This window comes from Mesorhizobium sp. M0663 (genome assembly GCF_040320585.1).
Classification (GTDB): Bacteria; Pseudomonadota; Alphaproteobacteria; order Rhizobiales; family Rhizobiaceae; genus Mesorhizobium.
Map to the genome: position 1 here is coordinate 341,257 of NZ_JAMYPX010000002.1, position 22,180 is coordinate 363,436.

22 protein-coding genes are annotated in these 22,180 nt (G+C 63.1%); 9 read left to right on the plus strand and 13 right to left on the minus strand.

The window, feature by feature from the left end:
• The first annotated feature begins 29 nt into the window (after positions 1-29).
• A complete protein-coding gene (locus NKI54_RS04810; protein ID WP_352569092.1) occupies positions 30-626 on the plus strand; it encodes a cation efflux transmembrane domain-containing protein in 597 nt (198 codons plus the stop codon).
• Between the two features lie 285 nt (positions 627-911).
• Here the strand turns inward: NKI54_RS04810 and NKI54_RS04815 are convergent, their stop codons facing one another.
• Positions 912-1,334 (minus strand): cupin domain-containing protein, encoded by a 423-nt coding sequence (locus tag NKI54_RS04815; RefSeq protein WP_031211929.1) that lies wholly within the window; start codon positions 1,332-1,334, stop codon positions 912-914.
• A 191-nt stretch (positions 1,335-1,525) separates the two neighbouring features.
• On the opposite strand from NKI54_RS04815, the gene NKI54_RS04820 reads away from it, so the two are divergent.
• From NKI54_RS04820 to NKI54_RS04835, 4 genes are all read left to right on the plus strand, one after another.
• Positions 1,526-2,338 (plus strand): class I SAM-dependent methyltransferase, encoded by an 813-nt coding sequence (locus tag NKI54_RS04820; protein WP_352690793.1) that lies wholly within the window; start codon positions 1,526-1,528, stop codon positions 2,336-2,338.
• A 569-nt stretch (positions 2,339-2,907) separates the two neighbouring features.
• Positions 2,908-4,443: a DUF2778 domain-containing protein gene (locus NKI54_RS04825; protein ID WP_023677239.1), complete on the plus strand. Its 1,536-nt coding sequence runs from the start codon at positions 2,908-2,910 to the stop codon at positions 4,441-4,443.
• 363 nt (positions 4,444-4,806) lie between these two features.
• Entirely contained in the window at positions 4,807-5,592 is a 786-nt protein-coding gene (locus NKI54_RS04830; protein ID WP_352690794.1) for a ThuA domain-containing protein, read from the plus strand.
• A 55-nt stretch (positions 5,593-5,647) separates the two neighbouring features.
• A complete protein-coding gene (locus NKI54_RS04835; RefSeq protein ID WP_352690795.1) occupies positions 5,648-6,700 on the plus strand; it encodes a Gfo/Idh/MocA family protein in 1,053 nt (350 codons plus the stop codon).
• A gap of 559 nt (positions 6,701-7,259) precedes the next feature.
• On the opposite strand, the gene NKI54_RS04840 is transcribed toward NKI54_RS04835, so the two are convergent.
• Positions 7,260-7,562: a hypothetical protein gene (locus NKI54_RS04840; protein WP_198023562.1), complete on the minus strand. Its 303-nt coding sequence runs from the start codon at positions 7,560-7,562 to the stop codon at positions 7,260-7,262.
• On the opposite strand from NKI54_RS04840, the gene NKI54_RS04845 reads away from it, so the two are divergent.
• The 3 genes from NKI54_RS04845 to NKI54_RS04855 all read left to right on the plus strand — a co-directional run bounded on the left by NKI54_RS04845 (position 7,551) and on the right by NKI54_RS04855 (position 10,100).
• Positions 7,551-8,837, plus strand: a complete 1,287-nt coding sequence (locus tag NKI54_RS04845; RefSeq protein WP_352690797.1) for a LuxR C-terminal-related transcriptional regulator — start codon at positions 7,551-7,553, stop codon at positions 8,835-8,837. The two genes, NKI54_RS04840 and NKI54_RS04845, sit on opposite strands and share 12 nt — an antisense overlap.
• 109 nt (positions 8,838-8,946) lie before the next feature.
• Positions 8,947-9,633 carry a hypothetical protein gene (locus NKI54_RS04850; RefSeq protein ID WP_352569100.1) on the plus strand — a complete coding sequence of 229 codons (687 nt, stop codon included), beginning with the start codon at positions 8,947-8,949 and terminating at the stop codon, positions 9,631-9,633.
• Between the two features lie 14 nt (positions 9,634-9,647).
• Complete coding sequence (locus tag NKI54_RS04855) at positions 9,648-10,100, plus strand: nuclear transport factor 2 family protein (RefSeq protein WP_352587213.1); 453 nt, start codon at positions 9,648-9,650, stop codon at positions 10,098-10,100.
• Between the two features lie 637 nt (positions 10,101-10,737).
• On the opposite strand, the gene NKI54_RS04860 is transcribed toward NKI54_RS04855, so the two are convergent.
• From NKI54_RS04860 to NKI54_RS04900, 9 genes are all read right to left on the minus strand, one after another.
• A complete protein-coding gene (locus NKI54_RS04860) occupies positions 10,738-11,481 on the minus strand; it encodes an amino acid ABC transporter ATP-binding protein (protein WP_352569104.1) in 744 nt (247 codons plus the stop codon).
• Between the two features lie 25 nt (positions 11,482-11,506).
• On the minus strand, positions 11,507-12,181 hold the full coding sequence (locus NKI54_RS04865) for an amino acid ABC transporter permease (RefSeq protein ID WP_352451493.1): 675 nt from the start codon (positions 12,179-12,181) through the stop codon (positions 11,507-11,509).
• Entirely contained in the window at positions 12,178-12,849 is a 672-nt protein-coding gene (locus tag NKI54_RS04870) for an amino acid ABC transporter permease (protein WP_023720609.1), read from the minus strand. The genes NKI54_RS04865 and NKI54_RS04870 overlap by 4 nt, the downstream gene beginning before the upstream one ends.
• Before the next feature lie 83 nt (positions 12,850-12,932).
• Positions 12,933-13,721 carry an ABC transporter substrate-binding protein gene (locus NKI54_RS04875; RefSeq protein WP_352569105.1) on the minus strand — a complete coding sequence of 263 codons (789 nt, stop codon included), beginning with the start codon at positions 13,719-13,721 and terminating at the stop codon, positions 12,933-12,935.
• Between the two features lie 121 nt (positions 13,722-13,842).
• Positions 13,843-15,006, minus strand: a complete 1,164-nt coding sequence (locus tag NKI54_RS04880; protein WP_352569106.1) for a saccharopine dehydrogenase family protein — start codon at positions 15,004-15,006, stop codon at positions 13,843-13,845.
• Complete coding sequence (locus tag NKI54_RS04885; protein ID WP_023677254.1) at positions 15,003-15,506, minus strand: Lrp/AsnC family transcriptional regulator; 504 nt, start codon at positions 15,504-15,506, stop codon at positions 15,003-15,005. The genes NKI54_RS04880 and NKI54_RS04885 overlap by 4 nt, the downstream gene beginning before the upstream one ends.
• Positions 15,507-15,890: 384 nt before the next feature.
• Positions 15,891-16,796, minus strand: coding sequence for an acyltransferase family protein (locus NKI54_RS04890; RefSeq protein ID WP_352635997.1), 906 nt, complete (start codon positions 16,794-16,796; stop codon positions 15,891-15,893).
• On the minus strand, positions 16,771-16,959 hold the full coding sequence (locus tag NKI54_RS04895; protein ID WP_352635999.1) for a hypothetical protein: 189 nt from the start codon (positions 16,957-16,959) through the stop codon (positions 16,771-16,773). Before NKI54_RS04895 ends, NKI54_RS04890 begins: the two co-directional genes overlap by 26 nt.
• Positions 16,960-17,227: 268 nt before the next feature.
• The gene (locus NKI54_RS04900; RefSeq protein WP_023677257.1) at positions 17,228-17,953 is read right to left on the minus strand and encodes a 3-keto-5-aminohexanoate cleavage protein; all 726 of its coding nucleotides are present in this window, start codon (positions 17,951-17,953) and stop codon (positions 17,228-17,230) included.
• A 160-nt stretch (positions 17,954-18,113) separates the two neighbouring features.
• Between NKI54_RS04900 and NKI54_RS04905 the strand changes: the two genes are divergently transcribed.
• Entirely contained in the window at positions 18,114-18,857 is a 744-nt protein-coding gene (locus NKI54_RS04905; RefSeq protein WP_352587198.1) for a 2OG-Fe(II) oxygenase, read from the plus strand.
• A 30-nt stretch (positions 18,858-18,887) separates the two neighbouring features.
• Here the strand turns inward: NKI54_RS04905 and NKI54_RS04910 are convergent, their stop codons facing one another.
• Together NKI54_RS04910 and NKI54_RS04915 are read right to left on the minus strand one after the other, a co-directional pair.
• Positions 18,888-20,243 (minus strand): sigma-54-dependent transcriptional regulator, encoded by a 1,356-nt coding sequence (locus tag NKI54_RS04910; protein ID WP_352636002.1) that lies wholly within the window; start codon positions 20,241-20,243, stop codon positions 18,888-18,890.
• Between the two features lie 6 nt (positions 20,244-20,249).
• Positions 20,250-22,109 carry a sensor histidine kinase gene (locus NKI54_RS04915; protein ID WP_352636004.1) on the minus strand — a complete coding sequence of 620 codons (1,860 nt, stop codon included), beginning with the start codon at positions 22,107-22,109 and terminating at the stop codon, positions 20,250-20,252.
• Between the last annotated feature and the right edge of the window lie 71 nt (positions 22,110-22,180).

Genomic DNA, 22,180 nt, shown 5'->3' on the forward strand with positions numbered 1-22,180 from the left:
GCGACAACGGCATCGTGTTAGGGCAGACCATGCAGCAAGCCATCACGTCGGACGGCCTTCGCCGGGTGGTGCTTGTCGTCGCACTGCTGAACCTGGGTTATTTCGGCATTGAATTCGCCGTCGCGCTGGCGATCGGCTCGGTGTCGCTGTTCGCCGACAGCGTCGATTTTCTGGAAGATGCCTCGGTCAATCTCCTCATACTGCTCGCCATGGGATGGTCGCTGCGTGCCCGCTCGCGGGTCGGCATGGCGCTGGCGCTTATCCTGCTGGTGCCGGGCCTGGCGACGCTGTGGACCGCGTGGGAAAAGTTCAACATGCCGGTGCCGCCGCAGCCAACGGCTCTGACGCTGGCGGGGTTGGGCGCTCTCGCGGTCAATCTGTCATGCGCCTACATGTTGGCGCGCTACCGCCATCACAGCGGCAGTCTTACCAGGGCGGCATTCCTCTCGGCCCGCAACGATGCGGTCGCCAATGTTGCGATCATACTGGCCGGATTGGTGACGGCCTTCCTGTGGCGCTCGGCGTGGCCGGATCTGATCGTCGGCCTGGGAATCGCGGCACTGAATGCAGACGCGGCGCGCGAGGTCTGGGGGGCAGCTCGGGAAGAGCACCGGGCCATTTCGTGAACTCCAAAACGCTCAGCGCGCTGCCGATTGCCACTCCGCCAATGCAGCAGTCAGCCGGAAACCTGCGCGATCTCTAATATAATCGCACCCTTTCAAAGCGGGCGGAGGGAGAACCGCTCATAAGTAAAAATCGGAGGAAAACCATGAACAGCATGAGCCTCACCACACTTGGACGAAGTCGACCGGGTCGAAGCGGTGAAACGATGAACCGCTCAAGGCCACGCACGTCATCAAAAGGCCCGCGTCCCTGATGGAGGACGCGGGCCCGATTTTCGGCGGCATGCCCTAGGCAGGTATCAAGACGGCGATGCGGTGGATGCCGACCACCTTGCTGGTGTTGGCTGCCTCGTCGGTCTTGCCCTTGGAGCAGGTGTACACGTCACCTTCCTTGAGCTTGAATTCCTTGTCCGCCTTCTTGATCGTGAATTCACCGGCAGCAATGGTGCAGACCATGTCGTTGTCCATCACCATTTGAGGGGCGGCTGCTCCGGGCTGAAAGACTATATCGACAATTGAGATGCTCTTGTAAGCGGGGATATCGGAATTGCCGGTGCCGACCTCGACCAATCTGACGCCGGGGGCTATCTCCTTGCCTTCCTTCGGGCCGTATTTCTTGACCTTTGCAGCAGCCGCCAGCGTGAACAAAGGCGTTACCGCTGCCGCCGTCACGCCGAGCGCGATTGCAGACCTGCGATTTATGGTTTTCATCGCATCCTCCCATTTTATGTTTGGCCACGCACCAATGCGCATGACCACAATATATTAACACATATGCAGATAATTGCAGTACGGCGTTTCGGAGCTTCCGGGAGCGAACCGCCTCCCGGTCGAATGCGACCGAACAGCAAACAATTCCATGCTATGCTGGCGAGCCATCAAACGGACGGCGGGGGATAGCAATGTTGGAAACGGACAAGGTATTCGCCGGCTCAATTCCGGAAAACTACGACCGCTATATGGTGCCGTTGATTTTCGAGCCGTTCGCCGCAGATCTTGCACGACGGGCAGCGTCCTTGTCGCCAAGCGCCGTTCTGGAAACCGCCGCGGGCACCGGGGTTGTCACCCGCGCATTGGCGCCAAAACTGTCCGCCGATGCAAGCTATGTCGTAACCGACCTCAACCAGCCGATGCTCGACTACGCCGCTTCGCGGCAAGCTCCCGACGATCGCATCAAATGGCGTCAGGCTGATGCTCTGGCGCTACCGTTCGAAAATGCGGCCTTCGATCTCGTTTGTTGTCAGTTCGGTGCGATGTTCTTTCCCAACCGCTCATCTGCCTATCGTGAAGCCCGGCGAGTCCTGAAGCCCAGAGGACATTTTCTATTCAGCGTATGGGATCGCATCGAAGAGAATGTATTTGCGGACGATGTGACGAATGCCCTGGCGAGGATTTTTCCGAACGATCCGCCGCGCTTTCTGGCACGCACGCCGCATGGCTACCACGATACGGCACTGATCCGTAGCGAGCTGGAGGACGCAGGTTTTTCCGGTGTGGTGATCGAGACGAGAGCCGAACAAAGCCGTGCCTCCTCGCCCCGCGTTCCGGCCGTTGCTTATTGCCAGGGCACTCTCCTTCGCAATGAAATCGAGACCAGAGAGGCGGGAAAACTGGACGCTGCAACCGACTACGCCGCAGCCGCGATTGCAGACAGGCATGGCAGCGGCGAGGTTGCTGCCAAAATCCAGGCTCACATAGTGGTGGCTGTGGCCTAAGTGTTGGATATCCCGCTCCGGCACTTGGCGACATTCAGCTGCTGTGCGGCAAACATCTTGCCGCTATCCCGAATTCTCAGACGTTAACGTTCATTCGCCCGAGTGGCAGGTCGACAAGTGCCAGGTCGATAATCGCCGGTTTGACCGATCGCCGGGGCTTGATGGCGGCGGCTGCCGGCCGCGCGATTCTCGTCGGCCCGGCTTCACTTTCGCAGCCATGGCCGACTCCGCCCAGCAAGGTCTAGTCATTTCGCTTTCTTGACTCGGCCGACAAAAACGGGCAGCAAAGTCATCATTGGAGGGCAGTTTTGCCAACTATGCAGGTTTTGGAGGGCGTTTTTCGGTGTGACCGTCGCCCAATCGGCGGTCGGTAGAGGGATTGGTTAACCAACTTTGTCCATCTTTTGAATCAATCGGCAACAGACGCAAAGCGTGCTGGGGGCACCAGGCGAACTGTGAATGTCACGGCTGCGAAATCCGCTAGCCGGCATCGGCCGATTGAGAGTGGTTGAATGGCGTTTGTAAGTGCGAAAACCCGGGGTGACAGTCCTGCAACTGGATTGACTTCGATGAGGCCCGGCCTACGCTGGGTCGCGGTTCCGGCCGTCGGCGCAGCCATTGCTTTATGGTCGGTGGCGACTTTGGCCGGCCTTTATTCAGTGGGAACCTCGCTCAGCGCCGCTTCCAACGGTCTCCCGCAAAGCCTGCTCGCGCCGCGCACCATCGCGCTTGCCGATCCTCGCCGCAGCCTTGCAAAGGCGCAGGCCCCGACATGGGCCGCGGCCAACGCGGCGCTGTCGGCCAAGCTGCTGCAGCACGGGTGCGATGCCAACTGCCTGCGGTCGGCGTCGAACTTCGTCCACCAGGGAAAATCGGCCCGCCTCAAGCGCAACACCGTGCCGCTTGTCGCCGATGCGTCGCGGCAATCGAGCTTCGACGACGTGGTCGCCAAGGCCGCGCTGTCGCCGCAAAAGCTTGCCGCCGCCTTTGCCCGTGCCTCAGCCCGCTCTCCCGTCATGCTCGCCAGCCTGCCGGCCCACGCCCGGTTCGCCGAGCCGGTACGCATACCCGACCCGAACGGCCCGGCACCGGTGCGCTTCGGGCCGGAGGTGGCGGAGATCGAACGCTCGTCGCGCCTGGCGCTGGCGCTGGCGAATACATTGCCGGAGCAGATGATCGATGTGCTCCCGGCAGCCATCGCGGCAAGCGAGCCCGCGGCTTCGCAAGAGCCGCAAGAACCTGAGGTCCAGCTAGCCTCGCTGCCGCCGCAAGACGACATGCCCGACAGCATTCCGCTGCCGACGCTGCGTCCGCGGGCGGACATCGATAAGCCGGCCGAGGCGCCGCGGGCTCAAGCGTCAAGAGATCAGGCGCCAAAAGACCAGGCGCCAAGGGCCCAGGCGCAAAAGGATCAAGCATCGAAAACGGAGCCGCCCAAGGCGCAGACCTCTAGGACCGCCAGGGCGAGCAAGGTGCAGACGGCCGACGCTCCGCCGGCCGAGACGCTACCCGGCAGCCTGTCGCCTCGCAATTCGTCACAAGCGGCAGTGCCGGCCGTGTCGGGCAAGCCGGGCAAACGGTCGAAGACGCAGGGCGGCGACATGCTGGCCTATGCCAAGCCCGACATGCCTTCCGGCGGTCTCGGCGGAGCCTTCAGGAACCTGTTCACCACGCCCAACATGGGTACTGGCGTCGCCGTCTACGACATCTCGGCCAAGACCGTCTATATGCCCGACGGCTCGCGGCTGGAGGCACATTCGGGACTGGGCGCGATGGTCGACCAGCCACGCTACGTCCACAAGAAGAATGTCGGCCCGACGCCGCCGGATACCTACAATCTGACGATGCGGGAATCGCGCTTTCACGGTGTCGAGGCGATCCGTCTGACGCCGGCCAGCGGCAGCAACAAATATGGCCGCGACGGCCTGCTCGCCCACACCTACATGCTGCGCGGCGGGCGCGCCGAATCCAATGGCTGCGTCGTCTTCAAGGACTATGCCCGCTTCCTCGCCGCCTACAAGAAGGGCAAGATCAAGCGGCTCGTCGTGGTGCCGCGCCTGTCGAAGCCGCTGACACGCGTCGCCCAAGAGGGGCGAGGGGCGTAGATTGCTCGCGGCAGCCCTTCATGGCTTCGTCATCCCAGGGCGGAGCGAACGCGAAGCGGAGCGCAGACCCTGGGATCCATGCCGTTACGTCAGCCGAAGAATGCAACGACGCAGATTGAAAGCCGTTCTGTAGCGATCCCTTTCACCTCCTGTCCTTCCCGCATCAAAAAGTCCCGCCCGTTGCAGCGCGGAGAGGTCACGGCATGGATCCCAGGGTCTTCGCGACGTCGCTTCGCGCCTGCTCCGCCCTGGGATGACGAAGCTGGGGAGGTTTGGCCAATCTCGAAGGTTTTCATTCCCGGCCGAGGATATTATGACTGACCCGTAGGGGCGGCTCCAGCTTCAAACAATCACGAGGACATCATGACAATACGCGCTGTCGTCTGGGGCGAGAATATTCATGAGCGGACCAACGAGGTGGTCGCCGGCATCTATCCCGAGGGCATGCACGCGACGATTGCCAATGCGCTGAAGCTCGACCCGGAGATTTCGGTGTCGTGGGCGACGCTGGAGCAGAAGGAGCATGGGCTGCCGGCCGACCGTCTGGCCGAGACCGACGTCTTGCTGTGGTGGGGGCACAAGGACCATGGCGCCGTCGCCGACGAAGTGGTCGAGCGCGTGGCGCGCCGCGTCTGGGAAGGCATGGGGCTGATCGTTCTCCATTCCGGGCATTTCTCGAAGATCTTCAAGAAGCTGATGGGCACGCCCTGCACGCTGAAATGGCGCGAGGCCGGCGAGCGCGAACGGCTTTGGGTGACCAGCGCCAACCACCCGATCGCTGCCGGGATCGGCGAGTATTTCGAGCTCGAGAACGAGGAGATGTATGGCGAGCAGTTCGCTGTGCCGGAGCCGCTCGAGACCGTGTTCATCTCTTGGTTCCAGGGCGGCGAAGTGTTCCGGTCGGGGCTGACCTATCGCCGCGGCGCCGGCAACATCTTCTATTTCAGGCCGGGCCACGAGACCTATCCGACCTATCACGACCCCAATGTCCAGAAGGTGCTGCGCAATGCGGTGAGATGGGCGCACAACCCGCAAGGCGCCAATCCGGCCATCCTTGATGCGCCGAACGTGCCGGTGGAAAAGGCGCTCGAGCCGATCGTCGAGCGCGGCGGAAAGCTTCATTCCGCCGGCGAAGCCGGCTTCCGCTAGACGACAAATCCATGATCGAACAAGAAGATAAAGCCCTGTCCTAAGGATAAGAATCATGCGTCTGTTGATACTCGGTACCGGTTGGATGGCGGAGGAGCATGCCAGGCAGTTCGGCAAGATCGAGGGCGTCGAACTGATCGGCGCCGTCGATCTCGACCGTACGCGCGTCGACAAGTTTTCGGACATCTATGGTATCCCCAACCGCTTCGCGTCGCTGGACGAGGCGCTGGCATGGGGCAAGTTCGACGCGGTGGCGAACGTGACGCCCGATCGCATCCACCATCCGACCACCATGATGCTGATCGCGGCGGGCAAGCCGGTGCTGTGCGAAAAACCGCTGGCCGAAAACTTCGAGAAGGCCAGTGAGATGGCCGATGCCGCCGAGCGAGCCGGCATCATCAACATGGTCAACCTGACCTATCGCAATGTCGCGCCGCTGCAGAGAGCGCGCGCCATGGTGCTGGCCGGCGACATCGGCACGGTCAGGCATGTCGAGGCGTCCTATCTGCAGAGCTGGCTGGTGTCCAAATTCTGGGGCGACTGGCGCACCGATTCGAAATGGCTGTGGCGGCTGTCGCGCGGCCATGGCTCCAACGGCGTGCTGGGCGACGTCGGTATCCACATCCTCGATTTCGCCAGCTATGGCGCGGCGCTCGACATCGACCATGTGTTCTGCCGCCTGAGATCCTTCGACAAGGCGCCCGAAAACCGCATCGGCGAATACGAGCTCGACGCCAATGACAGTTTCACCATGGCGCTTGATTTCCGCAATGGCGCCTTCGGCGTCGTCCATGCCAGCCGCTGGGCAACCGGCCATCTGAATGAACTCCGCCTGCGCATCTACGGCGACAAGGGCGGCATCGAAGTCGTGCACAATCTGACCGGCTCGGAGCTGAAAGCCTGCATCGGCGAGGATGTCGAGAACGCCAAATGGCAAGTTCTGGACGCCGGAACGGTGCAGACCAACTACCAGCGCTTCGTCGATGCGGTGCGCAACGGCGTCCAGGCCGAACCGTCATTCCGCCACGCAGCCGAATTGCAGAAGGTCCTGGACCTCGCCGTCGTCTCGGATGAGAAGCGGGCAGAATTGAGCACCGATACGCAGTGATATCGTTCAGGGAATCTTGAGAGGAGCCAGCCATGGTCACGCGGCGCGCCGAATGTTCCTGCGGTCAGCTGTCAGCCACCTGCTCGGGCGAGCCGCAGCCGCTGCAACGAAGTAGGGCGGCTTTGATCGGAACGAGATTTTTCGCCGAATTTTTCGCCGAATAATGGGTGAATGTCCGCCTTGGAGGTGGTGAGGCCGATATCGGAACGGCAGAAATGGGTCGATCGAGCCGTTGCGCGAGGGGAGCTTTGAGAAGCGCCATGAATGTCGCGATATTGGCGCTACCTACTCGTTCCCGTCGACGAGACGAATGGCAGCATTCCACCCTTCCCGGTCCTCGGCGGCGGACGCGATGAACGGCTCGATTGAGCCCGAAACGAACTTCTGTCACATCGGTAATCTGCCGCCACCTCCTCAGCAAAATATGTGCTATTCTGAGGCTATGCCCGCGCCCTCCGACCGATCACCCGACAAGTCGCCGGAAGACGGTGCAGTTGCATCGGATCCGTATGCGGAGCTAGCCAATCGCGGCGATTGGTCCAGACTTCACCGCGAACTGTCAGACAGAGACCGCTGCAGTGAACTTGGCGGCGCCGAGCTCCAGCGCCTCGGGGAAGCCGCCTACATGCTTGGGCGCGAGGAGGAATTCGTTCGGGACTACGAAAGGGCCTTCGAAGAGCATCTCCGGAACGGACGCGAACGATCCGCAGCGCGTTGCGGCTTCTGGATCGGGCTCACCCTGATGTTTCGCGGTGAATTCGCCCAAGGCAGCGGATGGCTGACGCGCGCCAACCGGCTGGTCGAGGATCATACGCAGGAATGTGCAGAACACGGTTACCTTCAGCTCCCAATGGTCGAACAAAGCCTCGCCGCCGACAGTCCGGACGAAGCATTCGCGCACGCAACACGTGCCGCGGAGATCGGACAGCGCTGCGAAGATCCGGACCTCTTGGCTATCGTGCGCCAGCTTCAGGGGCGGATATTGATCCTGCGCGGCGACTATGTGCGCGGCTTCGAACTGCTGGACGAGGTGATGGTTTCGGTCACCTCGGGCCGGCTCTCACCAATCGTCACCGGGCTGGTCTACTGCAGCGTGATCGAGATCTGTCAGAAATTTCATGCCACGGGCCGGGCGAGGGAATGGACATCGGCGCTGGTCGGATGGTGCGCGGGACAGCCCGACATCGTTGCCTTCACCGGCAGATGCCTGATCCACCGGGCCGAAATCCTGATCCTCGACGGCCACTGGGACGAGGCCGGCCGCGAGGCCGGTGTCGCCAGCATCCGCCTTCAGCAGGGGCCCTCGAAGCACCACGCCGGTCCGGCATTCTACCAGAAGGGCGAGGTATTTCGCCTCCGCGGCCAATGGGACGAGGCCGATGCCGCCTATCGCGCAGCGAGCAGGCTCGGGTTCGATCCGCAGCCGGGGCTGGCGCTTATGCGATTTCAGCAGGGGCACGAGCAGCCGGCCCTTTCGGCGATCCGCCGCGCACTGCAGTCCGTCGACGACATGCCGGGCAAACTCCGCCTCTTGCCGGCTGCGGTGGAAATCACTCTCGCTGTCGGTTCGGCCGATGACGCTTGGGAGCTGTGCGAAACACTGCACGACTGCGCGCGCCAATATTCCGCGGATGCAGTCCGCGCCGCAGCCGCTGAGGCTACCGCGCGGGTGCTGATCCATGCTGGTCGAGCCGCGGAGGCATTGGCCCATATCCGGCGCGCGGTAGCGATCCTATGGGAGCTTCGGGCGCCCTATCATCTTGCCCGGATGCGGGTGCTGACAGCGCGGGCCTGTCTCGCAACCGGCGATACTGAAGCGGCGCGGACCGAACTGGACGAAGCGATAAAACTTTTCCGCGAGCTCGGCGCGCGCCCCGACGAAGCCGTTGCCGGCAAGCTGCGGGTCACTATGACGGCGACAGGCAGCGAAGTTCTCACCCCCAGACAGACGCAGGTTCTGCGCCTGATCGCGTCAGGCCTGACCAACCCGGAAGTTGCCGGCGAGCTCGGTCTGAGCCAGCGGACGGTAGACCGTCACGTTAGCGATATCCTGACGCGGCTGAACGTGCGCACGCGCGCGGCAGCCACGGCCTATGCGGTCGAGCACGCCCTGATCGGCATGGACGTGTTTGGGTAATCCTACCCAAGCCAAAATTTCTCGTTGCGTGGGTACTTACGCCGAAGCGGGCAACCGTGGCGCGGGTCTAAACCTCATGGCGTGGTAAAGGCCGCAGGAGGTTTTCCCGATGCAAACGAATAATAACAACATGAGCGGGCCGGGCGGTGTCTGGCTCGCCACCGGAACGCTGCTGCTGGCGGCTGCGCTCGTCTTTCACGGGCCACCGGACGCGGATTTGTCTGTTCAGATGCAGAATATCGCCGAGGGCCATGGGCGATGGGCTACGGTCCATTGGACGGCGGCAGCGGCGCTGTTCCTGATCGCCGGCGCTTCGTTCCTGAACCTGGCGCTCAACCCCCGGGTCCGGCATTCGCCGATGCTGAGTTCTGCCTGGATGGTGATGGCTCTCGGCGCCCTGACCACGTTCTCCACCGCAGTCGCCGAGGCATCGGTGGTCGCGGTCGCGGCGGACCGGGGTGACACCAGCGCCTTCATGACCTGGTGGGCGTTTTCCGGCGGCATGGGTAACGGATTCTGGGCGCTCGCCCTGGCGACAGCGCTTGTCGCGTATCACGACGCCCGCGATGACGTCGGGATACTGCCCCGATGGGCCGCGATCGTCGGCTCGGCGTTCGGTATCCTTTCGGCAACCGGGTGGACACTCGGTGAGCAGCTCGGGATCGGCATCGGAGGTCCGATCTGGCTGATTTCCTCGCTTCTCATGTGCCTGTGGCTCGCGTGGTACGGGCTGTCCTCAAGGAGCCTCCGGTCGGGCAAGCCACAGCGCAAAGCGCCTGATCCAGCATCATCGTAAGACAGGAGGAAAAAATGTCCCTTCAAACGAAGGAAATCGAAGCGACGATCCACGACGTCCACGAATTCTTCACCGACTGGGTGACGGGCCGATGCCGTGGCGACGATGCGACGTTCAAGAAGAACGCGCTCGACCGGATCAGCGAAGATCTGGTCGCCATCATGCCAGGCGGCAGGGCGTTCGGGAAAAAAGACTTCGCAGGTTACATGAAGAGCATCTACGGATCGAATCCGGCCTTCCGTATCAAGATACGCGACATCCGGATCAGCCATCAAAGCGCCGACCTGGCGGTCGTGAACTACCACGAATGGCAACGCGACGCGAAGGACTCCGATCAACCGAACAATGGCCGGGTCACGACGATGGTGGTCCGCGATCGCGGCTACAGCCGGGGGCCCGAGATCTTGCAAGTTCATGAAACTTGGCTCCCAGCCGATGTCGTTCAGTCCGCGGATTTCGCGTTCTGAGAAGCGTCGGTCCGAAACGGGCAGAGAAAGGAATTGCGCTGGCGGGACCATCGGCTCTGCCGGCGCCATCGAGCCGGAACTGTGCTTCTTTCAGCCCGTCGGCTGGGTCGAGATCAGCGCCGACCCTCTGGCGACGTTTGGCTGAAGACGCCGGCCACGGCCGGCTGACGTTTTAGGTCAAAACCCAATCATTCTGAACGACCGAGTTGAACCCTCTGCAGACCTCTCGGCATGCTGTGTAAACCACGTCCGTTAGTTGATATTGAGGGCCAGGGACTCGGCCGCTATATTGAAAGCGTGATGCGCTTTCTCTAATTCGCAAGTTGCTTCTTCCGCCTGCCTGCTCGCTATTAACAATATTCTTGTCCGATTTTTTCGTTTGGGAGGCCGGCATGTCAGGATTGTAATCAATCAATTAGAGCGCCTAAAGACGGCGAAAGGGGAAGAGCTTTTGACTGCGGATCGGTTAGAGGATGGAAAGATTGCTAACGTAGCTCCACCGCCTATCCCGAGTGACAAGCGCATTAAGATTGAGCGTGGCGACAGAGCTGTGACCAAGGTCACGGTGCGCGAGTCCTAAGGTCGATTTCCACTCATCTCTGTCGCAGCCGGCAGTCAGCTAATTGAGTTGTTAGCCCTAATGCCGCAGGATCTTGCTGAGAAAAGCGCGGCTGCGGTCGGTCTTCGGGTTGGAGAAGAACTCGTCCGGCGTGCCGCTCTCGACGATGGCGCCGGCGTCCATGAACACGACGCGCTGGGCGACCTTGCGGGCAAAGCCCATTTCGTGCGTCACCACCATCATGGTCATGCCTTCCTCGGCCACCGCGACCATGACGTCGAGCACTTCGGAGATCATCTCGGGATCGAGGGCCGAGGTCGGCTCGTCGAACAGCATGATCTTGGGGCGCATGCCGAGGCAGCGGGCGATCGCCACGCGCTGCTGCTGGCCACCAGACAGCTGCGCCGGATAGGCGTTCACCTTGTCGGCAAGACCGACCTTGGCGAGCAATTCGCGCCCGGCCATTTCGGCCTCGGCGCGCGGGATCTTGCGGACATGGATCGGCGCCAGCGTGACGTTCTCGAGCGCCGTCTTGTGCGGATAGAGGTTGAACGACTGGAAGACGAAGCCGATCTCGGTGCGCAGCCGCGTCATGTTGGTGGCGGGGTCGCCGAGGCGCTGGCCGTCGACCGTCAGGTCGCCGTCGCGGATCGTCTCCAGGCCGTTGATGCAGCGGATCAGGGTGCTCTTGCCCGAGCCGCTTGGGCCGCAGACGACGACCACTTCGCGCGGCTCGACGCTGAGCTTGATGTCCTTCAGCACGTTGAGCGTGCCGAACCACTTGTTGACGCCGCGAAATTCGATCATGCCGGTTTTGGTCATATTGCCGGACCCTTGAGGTTCGATGTCACAACTGCACCTCGCCATGCGCCGCGCCCATGCGTTGCTCCAGCCGGCGGGCCAGCATGATCAGGGGGTAGCAGACGATGAAGTAACCGAGCCCGACGAGGAAGAAGACCAGCAGCCCATTGGGTACACGCTGCACCACCAGCCAGCCGACGCGGGTGAGGTCGGTGAGGCCGATGGCCGAGACGACCGAGGAATCCTTGATCAGCAGCACATATTGCCCGACCAGCGGCGGCAGCACGATGCGCATCGCCTGCGGCAGCACCACCTGGCGCATGCGCTGCCAGCGCGACAGGCCGGACGCAAGCGCTGCCTCGACCTGGCCTGATGGCACCGAGCGGATGCCGGCGACGACGATCTCGCAGATGAAGCAGGCGGCCAGGTTGGTCAGCGCGATGATGCCGGCGGTGAAGGCGTCGAGCTCGATGCCGAGTTCCGGCAGGATGAAGAAGATCAGGAAGATCTGCACCAGGAACGGCGTGCCACGGATCAGGTCGACCCAGGCGCCGATCGCGCCGCTGATCAGCCGGTTGCCGCCGGTGCGCAGGATGCCGAGGCCGAAGCCGAGCAGCGTGCCCAGCACCAGGCTGATCAGCGACAGCACCACGGTCATGCCGAGGCCGCGCAGCGCGAGCGGATAGCTGCCGGCGACGCTTTGCAGCTGCTGCCAGATCATGTCCGTGCCCCCGCCAGGCCGAGCCAGCGCCCGGAGAGCGCCGCCAGCCCCTTCAGCCCGTAATAGAGCAGGAGGTAGAAGGCGGCGATGGTGATGAAACCTTCGGCCGGCATGAAGCGGTCGGAGGCGAGCAATTGTCCGGCGCGCGTCAGTTCGGCGACCGAGATCAGCGACAACAGGGCGGAATCCTTGACCAGCACGATTGCCTGGCCGAGCAGCGGCGGGATCGTCACCTTGAACGCCTGCGGCAGGATGACGAGGCGCATGCGCTGGACATAGGTCATGCCCGAAGCAACGCCGGCCTCCACTTGGCCGCGCGGGATCGACAGGATGCCGGCGCGGATGATCTCGGCGACATAGGCGCCGCTGTTCAGTGACAGGGCCAAGATGCCGACGACGAGCTCGGGCAGGACGAAGCCGAGCCGCGGCAGGCCGAAATAGAGGAAATAAAGCTGCGCCAGCAGCGGCGTGGCGCGCACCGCGTCGATATAGGCCTTGGCCGGGACGCGGAACAGCCGGCCGCGCTGCAGGTTCATGGCGGCGAGCACGATGCCGACGGCGAGCGCGCCGGCAAAGGAGAGGACAGACAGCCACACGGTCGTGACGAGGCCCTGCCCGAACAGGGGCAGATATTCGACGATGGTGCGGAAGCTGAAGTTTTCGAGCATGGTGGGGCGGGGTTCCTCTAGCGGACAAGCGACTTCGGACGGTTTCGTGAACGCGCGCGAAACCGCCCGAAATCTATTGCCGCTTAGTGATCCTTCTTCCAGGCGTCGGAATTGACCCAGTAATCGAGGTTCTTCTGCAGGCGGCCGTCGAGGCTGACCTGGTCGAGGAACAGGTTCATCCAGACCAGCAGGTCCTGCTCGTCATAGCGTGTGGCGAAGGCCAGCGGCTCTTTCGACAGCATGTCCGGCATGATGATGAAGCTGTCGGCGGGATAAGCGGTCGACTGGCCCTTGACCGCCGAGACGTCGTTGACGCCGCAATCGGCCTGGCCGTTGTTGACGGCGTCGAGCAGCAGCGGGCCGCCGCCCTTGTAGCTCTTGATATCGGCGTCGGGGAAGGCGGCCTTGGCTTCCTTCTCGCCGGTGGCGCCGAGCAGCACGGCGATCTTGGTGCCCTTGGCCTTGCAGTCCTCGGTGGACTTGAAGGCGGTACCAGCCTTGGTGAAGACGGTGCTGCCCGTGTACATGTAAGGCTTGGTGAAGGCGACCTTCATGCCACGCGCCAGTGTCGGGGTCATGTCGGCGACCAGAAGATCGGCCTTGCCCGACAGCAGCGCCGGGATCAGGCCGTCCCAGTCGAAGTCGAGGAAGGTGATCTTGACGCCCATTTCCTTGGCCATCAGTTCGGCGAGTTCGACCGAACTGCCGGTGCGTTCGCCGGCAGCACCCACCAGCGAGAAGGGCGGTCCTTGCGTCTGCACGGCGACGCGCAACTCTCCGCGCTTGGTGATCTCGTCGAGCGTTCCCGCACTGGCGGCAGCGGTAAGGCCAGCGAGCGCAAGGCCGGCGATAAAAAGCTTGGCAATCTTCATTTGGGCATTCCTCCTTGTTGTCGTTTGTTGTTCCACTTGTTGTTTCACCCCTTTGATTTCCGTTGGGGGGAGCTTTTGAGCGGCGGCGCCGTTGCCGGCGGCAACCACCGTTCGAAAATCTTCAATCCCAGCTCACCGTTTCGGCGACATTGATGCCACGCCTGGCGAGCTCATCGAGGAAGCGGCCATCCGGCACATGCAGCAGCGGGTTGAGCAGGCCGGGCGTGGCGATCTCGCGCCGTGCCAGCATCTGCGCCACGATGCTGGCGGGATAGCCGACGCCAAGGCTCATGCCGAACAGGCCGGAGGCGAGGTCGCGTTCGATGACCAGCTCCGAGGTCACCGTCTTGCGGCGGCCGCCTTCGCTGCCGACAAAGACGTTGCGCATGACGCAAAGGTCCTTTTCGTCGGCGCCATATTGCAGTTGCGGGCCAAGCAGCCGGCCGAGGAATTCGCGTGGGCTGGCACCGGTGCTTTGCACCTTGTCCTCGGACAGGAAGCCGAGCTGCTTCAGCGGCGCCCAGAACGCCGACCAGCCGGGCCAGCGAAGCGAATAGCGGCCGGAGCGCTGCAGCCCCTTGGCGGCGGCGAGCATGCCGGCATAATGCGGCGCGTCGCCATTGGGGAAGGCTTCGAGCCTGCCCAGTCCCGCCACCTCGATCTCGTGGATGAAACGATTGTCGTGCTGGCGGGCGGCCGGCACATCGACCCGTTTGCCGTCCTCGACCAGCACGCTGTCGCGGTTCTGGCTGACCAGAACCATGTCGAAATTCCAGCTCACCTTGTAGCGCAGCGGCTCGACCACCGCCTTCGGCTCGGGAATGCCGCCGCAGTAGGAATCGATCGCGGTGATGGTGTCGAACTGGCTGGCGGCGCGCGCGTAGAGCACAAGGTCGATGCCGGGGTCGAGCCCGCATTCGGTCACGATCGACACGCCGGCCTTTTCGGCCTCGGGCGCGAGATCGGCGATGGCCTTGCCGTAATTGGTGGTGACCAGCGGCGTGCGCGTGGCGATCGCCGCCTGCACCGCGTCGCGCATCAGCGGCTGCGGCAACAGGTCGATGACCGCACCGACGTCCTTCATCACCTCGGCCAGCGCCGGACCGATCGCGCCCTCCGGCACGACAAAACGCACGCGGGCAAGGTCGGTCAGGCCGCCAAGCCGCGCAGCGCCGCCGGTTGCAGTGTCGACGCAGACCACTTGCTCGACGCCGTCGCTGGCAACGAGGTCGGCGATAGCCGCCCGGCCTTGCAGGCCGAGCCCGCCGAGAACCGCGATCTTCATGCCATTTCCTTCCGCGTCTCGTCCGACCAGCAGCCTTCCGGCAGGCTGACCCATTTGTTGCAGGACGCCATGACGACGAAGGTTTCGCTGCGCACGACCTCGCCCGGCTCGCCGGCGCCGGGGATCAACTCGCTGGTGACGCGGTAGAGATCGGCGACATCGCCGGCCACGGTTACGTCGACGATGATGTCGAAGCGCCCGGTGACGACGGCGGCCGAGTTCACGAAAGGCAGTTCGGAGATGCGCTGCGCCAGTTCTCGCGCCCGGCCGCGCCCTTGCGCATTGATGCCGACGATCGCCGAGATCAGCTCGGGGCGTTCGGTCAGGTTGAGCAGCCCGACAATCTTGAGCAGGTTGCGGTCGAGCAGGTTGCGCAGCCGCATGCGCACCGTCGGCACCGAGATCGCCATCTTCTCGGCGAGGCGGTTGACGCCAAGCTGCGCATCTTGCGACAGCAGCTTGACCAGTCGCCGGTCGGTCTGATCCAGATGTTCCCGCAAACGCTCAGGCTTTCATAAAAGGAAAGAAACTATCGTATTTTCTTTCTGATATGAAAATACCTTATGAGAGATTTTTAATAACGGCAAGAGCCATGTCATCCGCCGTGCCGCTGTGCCTATCGGCAGTTTCGTCGATGTCGCCACATTTTGTTCTTGCTTTGTGCCGGCAGCTATGCTACTAATTTGGGTATGGTGCTGATTCACACCGACGACCCGCCCGCCGAGGCGGTTTTTTTGTGTTCAGGACACCTTTGGAGGTTCAGCGCCGCCGGTTTGAGGCTGGCGGGACAGCGCCGTTCGGGACGCGCTGTGTTCGAGGGTGCGCAAGAGGTGCAACGCACCTCCATAGCACGCCGACCAAGTTGGTGGGGGCGCAGCAGCAACTCATTGCGCCTTCACCTGATGGGCGGAACGGCTCATCCGCGATATGGCCAAAAGCGGCTTTTCAATAAAACTGTAGCTGGCCAGGCAGACGGCAATGCAGGCGGTGACAATAACCACGCCTGCAAGCCATGGTGACAGATTGGCGCTTGCAACGACAGGAGCGGTCGCAAGCAGCACGATAGGGTGCGTTAGATAGAGAGAGTAGGAAGCATCGCCCAATATTGCCAGCACGCGAGGAGCAAAAAGCCGGAAGTAGCTTTCCAGGCTGATGCAAGCCGCGACAAGGATCAACGCCGGGATTCCCTGAGCAAGGGTTCGCGGCAAGTTGAAGCCAAGTACCATCACCAGCACGGACATGATGGCGAACACGATTGCCGAGGCACCCAGGAAAACAGGCAAACGCGTCAGCCCGCGGACCAGGTGGCCGAGAGCCATGCCGGCAAGGAACTCAAACAGGATTGGCGTGGTGTAGAAAAACAGCACAGTGTCGGCGGCGGGTTTGAAGATGATGCGTGCAGCAACGGCGATTGCAAAGACAACGCCGACCGCGGCCATTTGCGTCAACCTGCCAAAACCCATAGTCGCCGCGAACAGAATGTAAAACAGGATTTCCAGATTGAGCGTCCAACCCACGCCAAGCACCGGTTGGACATAGCCTGTGACCGTATCGAGATAGGGTATGAAAAGCAGGCTATTGGTGGTCTGCTCAAGAGACACTGCACGACCGGCAAACAACCAAAGTGCGGCGACCATGAGGAAGGTCATAACCCAATAGAACGGAACGACGCGCGTGAACCGCTGCATCAAAAAAGCACGGTGGTCACGACGTCTGTTCTCCGTCGAGAGAACCATGACAAAACCGCTGATGACGAAAAACAGGTCAACGCCACTGTTTAGACAGGTCAACGCCACTGTTTAGAATGGGAATACGCAGATCGAGCATGCCCAGTGCGGCCGGAAGATGATAGACAACAACCATGAGAGCTGCCAGCCCGCGCAAGACCTGTATCGATGTATACTGTTGAACCCGACGCGGCGCAGCGTGATCATTCTCTGGAATGATGTTCATTAAAAAATGGTCCCCGAAGCAGGAGAACATTAACATACGGGATCGTTGATGTGCTGATTAATCGCCGGTTTAATTAATACATAAAGTTTTATATAAGATTTACTGACATTATCGTGCGGCCGCACTCTAGATCCGCCTGACTTCGGCCGGGGCTTTTCGGGTTTGGTCCGGAGCGTCAACGGGCAGGCCCCTCGTGCTGCCCTCCTTGCCAAAACTTGGCATCTCCCCTGTGAAGAGGAGAATGGCCGTCATCAACGCTTTCCTCGCGTTACCGGCTGGTCTCGAAGATCGCGACGGCTGCCGCTGTCAGCGCGGCGTTACCGGACGCCACCGTTCCATCAGGAAGCTCCTTGCCGTCTTCCAGTCCGACGCGCGTCGACCAGTTGCGCTCCGCCGCCCGGTGCACGAAAGGCCAGACCGTGGCGTCGGCGCCGTGCAGTAGGATCGCCCGGCGCATCCCGGCGCCGTCGAGCACCGCGGCGATGCCGTCGCAGACCTCCAGCGCCGCGTCCGGCTCCTGCTCGGAGATTTCGATCAGGATGCGCAGCACCTGGCTGCTGTGGTCGAGGCGGACCAGGCGCTGGGCATCGGCGACCGAGGCGAGGCCGGCCTCGATGCCTATACCGCGCCGTCGCAGGCTTTCCATGACGGCGGGCGCTGCATTCTCGCTGAGATTGACCGAGGCATAGTCGGGCAGCTCGCTCCAGGCGGCGATCGCGGCCAGCGTCCGCTGGTCGTCGTTCTCGATCCAGGCACCCGTCGACACGCCAATCAGCGTCCCCGGGCAGGCGCGGCGGAGCGCCAGCACCGTCCGGTCCATCGCCGCCGGAGCCAGGCTTTCGCGACCGTCCAGCCCGCGGGCATGAACATGCAGTTCGGCGGCGCCGGCGGCGATGCAGGCCGCGCCGTCACGCGCCATGGCCTCCGCCGTCAGCGGCAGTTGCGGATGATAATCGGCGCTGCGCGCGCCATTGATGCAGGTCTGGACGATCATGGGGGTGGCGGCCCGTTGAAGTGGAACAAGTTTAGCGCACAACAACGAAATGGGAAATTGGATGGTGTCCCATCCCGCGAGGCTCACCCGGCAAGAAACGGGTGGTCCGCGCGCGCCGTTTCACCCATCTCAATGACCAGAAGCCACAGGAGGCGAAGCCATGACCATCCATTCGACAGGCGCGAAAGCGGCGGTGAAATCGGCGGAGCTGCGCGTTGCCGGATATGATTGGCGGACGCTGGCCGATGAGCTGAGCGGCTATGGCTGCGCGGTGATGGAAAAGCTGCTGACGCCGCAGGAGTGCCGGCAGATTGCCGAACTTTATTCGGACGAGAGCCATTTCCGCAGCCATGTCCATATGGCGCGGCATGGCTTCGGCAAGGGCGAGTACCGCTATTTCCGCTATCCCTTGCCCGACTTGATCGGCGGCTTGCGCACCGCGCTCTATCCGCGCCTGGCCGCGGTCGCCAATGACTGGAACGAGCGCATGGGTATCGCGCAGCGCTATCCCGACGAACACGCCGCGTTCCTCGAGCAATGCCACGAGCAGGGCCAGACGCGGCCGACGCCGCTCCTGCTGCAATATGTTCCCGGCGACTTCAACTGCCTGCACCAGGATCTCTACGGCGATCTTGCCTTCCCGCTGCAGGTGGCGATCCTGTTGTCGGAACCAGGCAAGGATTTCACCGGCGGCGAGTTCGTGCTGACCGAGCAGCGTCCGCGCATGCAGAGCCGCGCCGAGGTGGTGCCGCTGCGCCAGGGCGATGCGGTCGCTTTCGCGGTCCACAATCGACCGGTCCAGGGCACACGAGGTAATTACCGGGTCAATCTCAGGCACGGCGTCAGCCGGCTTCGCTCCGGCATGCGCCACACCGTCGGCATCATCTTCCACGACGCCAAGTAACCGAGCCGCCCGGTCGAGGCCCGGCGGCGGTTACCGGGAAAAATCGCTGCGCACGATGCCGTGGCGCTGGAGTTTGTCGTAGAAGGTCTTGCGCGGAATCCCCAGCGCTTCGATCGTGCGCCTGACGTCGCCCTCGTTGCGGCCAAGCGTCTCGCGGATGATGTCGGCCTCGTAGCGCTCCAGCCGCTCCGGCAGCTTCATGGCGGTGTTCGATTGGGTCGGGGCAGGGGGTTGTGCTCCGGCGCCTTCCTCCAATCCAAGCACGAACCGCTCGGCGAAATGCGCCAGTTCGCGCACATTGCCCGGCCAGTCATGGTCGCTCAGATGGCGATGCACCGAAGCCGGCACTGCCGGCACCTGGCGGTGGAAACGGGCGGCAGCGCGCTCGGCGAAATAGAAGAACAGCAGGGCGACGTCGTCGCGGCGTTCGCGCAGCGGCGGGATCGAGATCGTCACCACGTTGAGCCGGTAGTAGAGGTCCTCGCGGAAGGCGCCGCGCTGGCGCGGATCACCGAGGTCGACCTTGGCGGCGGCGACGACGCGCAGGTCGACCGGCCGTACCTCGTTGGTGCCGAGCGGCGTGACCTCGCGCATCTCCAGCACGCGCAGCATCTGCACCTGTGTCGAGACCGGCATGCTTTCGATCTCGTCGAGGAACAGCGTGCCGCCGCTGGCGTGCTCGATGCGGCCGATCCGTTTCTTCTGCGCGCCGGTGAAGGCGCCGGCCTCATGGCCGAACAACTCGCTTTCGATGACGGTCTCCGGCAGCGTGCCGCAATTCAGCGCAACGAAGTTGCCCTTGGCGCGGCGGCTCCAGCGATGCAGAAGGCTTGCCACCACCTCCTTGCCGGAGCCGGTCTCGCCGGTCACCAGCACGTCGACGTCGGTGTCGGCGATCTGGCGTAGCGTGCGGCGCAGCCTGTCCATCGCCGGCGTCTGGCCGATCAGCGGCAGGCCGTCCTGCGCCTCTCCGGCCGCCTCGCGCAAGGCGCGGTTCTCCATCACCAGGCGGCGCTTTTCCGCTGCGCGGCGCACGCTCTGTACCAGCCGGTCGGCGGCGAAGGGCTTTGTGATGAAGTCGTAGGCGCCGTCCTTGATCGCCTTGACGGCCATGGCGATGTCGCCGTGGCCGGTGACGAGGATGACGGGAATGTCGGTATCCAGCCGCAGGATGCGATTGAAAAGCTGCAAGCCGTCGATCTGAGGCATGCGGATATCCGACACCACGACGCCGGTAAAACCGGCGTCGAGCCCGGCCAGCGCCTCAGCCGCCACCGCAAAGGCGGAGACCGAGAAGCCGGCAAGCTCCAGCGTCTGCACGGTGGCCTTGAGGAGATCGCGGTCGTCGTCGATCAGGATCACCGGCGCGGCATTGTCGTTCGTCATGATGGCTTACGCTGCTGTCTGGAGATGAATGGTGAAGCGGGTGCCGCTGTCGTCGCTCGAAACTTCGATGCGGCCGCCATAATCGGCGACAATGTCCTTCGAGATGACGAGGCCAAGGCCAAGGCCTTTTTCCTTGGAGGTGTTGAACGGCGTGAACAGCGATTTGAGGATCGCGGGTGGAATGCCCGGTCCGTTATCGGACACGCCGACCGTCACGCCGTCCGCGGTCTCCTCGACCGACACCTGCACATGAGCGTCGTCGCGGCCGTCGAGTGCTTCGAGCGCGTTCTGGAAGAGGTTGATCAGCACCTGTTCGAGCCGCACCCGATTGCCCATGACCTTGAGGCTCGGCGGCGGCAGGTCGATGGCCAATGCGTCGAGCCGGCCGGCAAAGCGGCTTCTCAACAGCATGACGGCGCCTTCGATAACACCACGTAATTCGACAGGCTCGGCGGCGGTGCGGCCCTTGCGGGCAAATGCCTTCAACTCCTCGGTGATTGAGCCGATGCGTTCGGTAAGGGCTGCGATAGCGCCGAGGTTTTCCTCGGCCGGCCCGGTCTGCTTGCGGTCGAGGAAGGTGCGGGCATTGTCGGCATAGGCGCGTATGGTGGCGACCGGCTGGTTGATCTCATGGGCGACACCGGCCGCGACCTGGCCGAGGATGGCGAGGCGGTTGGCCTGGACCAGATCCTGCTGCACGATTTGGAGCTTGGCTTCCGTGCTGCGGTGGCCTGTTATCTCGGCCTGCAACCGGTCGCGGGCGCGGCTCAAATCCTCGGTCCGTTCGACGACGCGGCGTTCGAGTTCGGTGCGGGCCGCCTGTTCGGCGGCAATCTGCATCTGCGCCGACTGCCGGCGCCACAACAGATACGCGGCAAGGCCGAGCAGCGGGACGACGACGCCGAGCGCAAGAAGCCGCATTTCGCGGACGGCAGCGGCGATCGGCGCTTCGACCGGGACAAGATAGTCGAGCCGCCAGGGGGTCGAAGGAACCGTCGTGGAAAGGCTGAGATACTCCGCGTCGCTGCCGCCGGGCGTCACCGCGTGGACGATCGACACATCCGGGCTGAGCGCCCGCGGGTGCGTGATCGGCAACGGCACAAGCGGCGCGTCGCCGAACTGTTGGCTGTCGCGGATCGCGGCTTGCTTGGGTGCGGCCAGCGGTGCGGTTGTCATGAAGCGCCAGGACGGCACGCTGGTGATCAGCACGACGCCATTCTCGTCGCTGACATAAGCCGGGCGGTTCGCCTCGCGCCAGTCGGCTTCGAGCTGGTCGAACTCCATCTTGACGACGACGACGCCGAGCGGTGCGGCTGCATCGCCGACGCGCCGCGAAATGTAGAGGCCGGGGCGCTTGCTGACATTGCCGAGCGCAAAATACTCGGCGGTTCCGGCCCGCATCGCACCGGAGAAATAATCGCGGAAACGGTAGTCATTGCCGACGAAACTGATCGGCTCGCGCCAGTTGCTGGAGGCGATCGCCAGTCCATCGGTGCCGACGACATAGAGTACCGACGCCTTGGTGCCGGAGACCAGCCCCTCGAGCTTGCGGTTCAGCACATCGATTGCCGCGGCATTCTTCTGCGACAGCGCGTCACGCACTTGCTGGTCTGCGGACAAAAGCAGCGGCAGGGCGCGCGGGCTTTCGAGCACCGCGCGCAGCAGCGCGACCTTCAGGTTGGCGTCGGTACGCCCCTGCGCCGCCAGGGTCCCGACCTCGGCGGTGCGGCCATAGAGGCCGGCGCCGTAGAGCGCTGCCGTGACGATCAAAAGCGCGATGGCCGCAAACAGCAGCCAGGCTCGGCGCGCCCGCCTGGCGAGTTGCTCGGGCGTCGAAGACAAGGCACCAGCGGGGCGTTGCAGCATCGCCCATTTGTGCATGAATTCGCACAAAACACAATTCGACCTATGCGGAGAGTCGCACTTGACCATGCGTC

Excerpts from the sequence above, each read along its gene's own strand:
- NKI54_RS04810 (WP_352569092.1), top strand. The coding sequence starts at position 30 with ATGCAGCAAGCCATCACGTCGGACGGCCTTCGCCGGGTGGTGCTTGTC.
- NKI54_RS04815 (WP_031211929.1), bottom strand. The coding sequence starts at position 1,334 with ATGAAAACCATAAATCGCAGGTCTGCAATCGCGCTCGGCGTGACGGCG.
- NKI54_RS04820 (WP_352690793.1), top strand. The coding sequence starts at position 1,526 with ATGTTGGAAACGGACAAGGTATTCGCCGGCTCAATTCCGGAAAACTAC.
- NKI54_RS04825 (WP_023677239.1), top strand. The coding sequence starts at position 2,908 with ATGAGGCCCGGCCTACGCTGGGTCGCGGTTCCGGCCGTCGGCGCAGCC.
- NKI54_RS04830 (WP_352690794.1), top strand. The coding sequence starts at position 4,807 with ATGACAATACGCGCTGTCGTCTGGGGCGAGAATATTCATGAGCGGACC.
- NKI54_RS04835 (WP_352690795.1), top strand. The coding sequence starts at position 5,648 with ATGCGTCTGTTGATACTCGGTACCGGTTGGATGGCGGAGGAGCATGCC.
- NKI54_RS04845 (WP_352690797.1), top strand. The coding sequence starts at position 7,551 with ATGGTCGAACAAAGCCTCGCCGCCGACAGTCCGGACGAAGCATTCGCG.
- NKI54_RS04850 (WP_352569100.1), top strand. The coding sequence starts at position 8,947 with ATGCAAACGAATAATAACAACATGAGCGGGCCGGGCGGTGTCTGGCTC.
- NKI54_RS04855 (WP_352587213.1), top strand. The coding sequence starts at position 9,648 with ATGTCCCTTCAAACGAAGGAAATCGAAGCGACGATCCACGACGTCCAC.
- NKI54_RS04860 (WP_352569104.1), bottom strand. The coding sequence starts at position 11,481 with ATGACCAAAACCGGCATGATCGAATTTCGCGGCGTCAACAAGTGGTTC.
- NKI54_RS04865 (WP_352451493.1), bottom strand. The coding sequence starts at position 12,181 with ATGATCTGGCAGCAGCTGCAAAGCGTCGCCGGCAGCTATCCGCTCGCG.
- NKI54_RS04870 (WP_023720609.1), bottom strand. The coding sequence starts at position 12,849 with ATGCTCGAAAACTTCAGCTTCCGCACCATCGTCGAATATCTGCCCCTG.
- NKI54_RS04875 (WP_352569105.1), bottom strand. The coding sequence starts at position 13,721 with ATGAAGATTGCCAAGCTTTTTATCGCCGGCCTTGCGCTCGCTGGCCTT.
- NKI54_RS04880 (WP_352569106.1), bottom strand. The coding sequence starts at position 15,006 with ATGAAGATCGCGGTTCTCGGCGGGCTCGGCCTGCAAGGCCGGGCGGCT.
- NKI54_RS04895 (WP_352635999.1), bottom strand. The coding sequence starts at position 16,959 with ATGAACATCATTCCAGAGAATGATCACGCTGCGCCGCGTCGGGTTCAA.
- NKI54_RS04900 (WP_023677257.1), bottom strand. The coding sequence starts at position 17,953 with ATGATCGTCCAGACCTGCATCAATGGCGCGCGCAGCGCCGATTATCAT.
- NKI54_RS04905 (WP_352587198.1), top strand. The coding sequence starts at position 18,114 with ATGACCATCCATTCGACAGGCGCGAAAGCGGCGGTGAAATCGGCGGAG.
- NKI54_RS04910 (WP_352636002.1), bottom strand. The coding sequence starts at position 20,243 with ATGACGAACGACAATGCCGCGCCGGTGATCCTGATCGACGACGACCGC.
- NKI54_RS04915 (WP_352636004.1), bottom strand. The coding sequence starts at position 22,109 with ATGCTGCAACGCCCCGCTGGTGCCTTGTCTTCGACGCCCGAGCAACTC.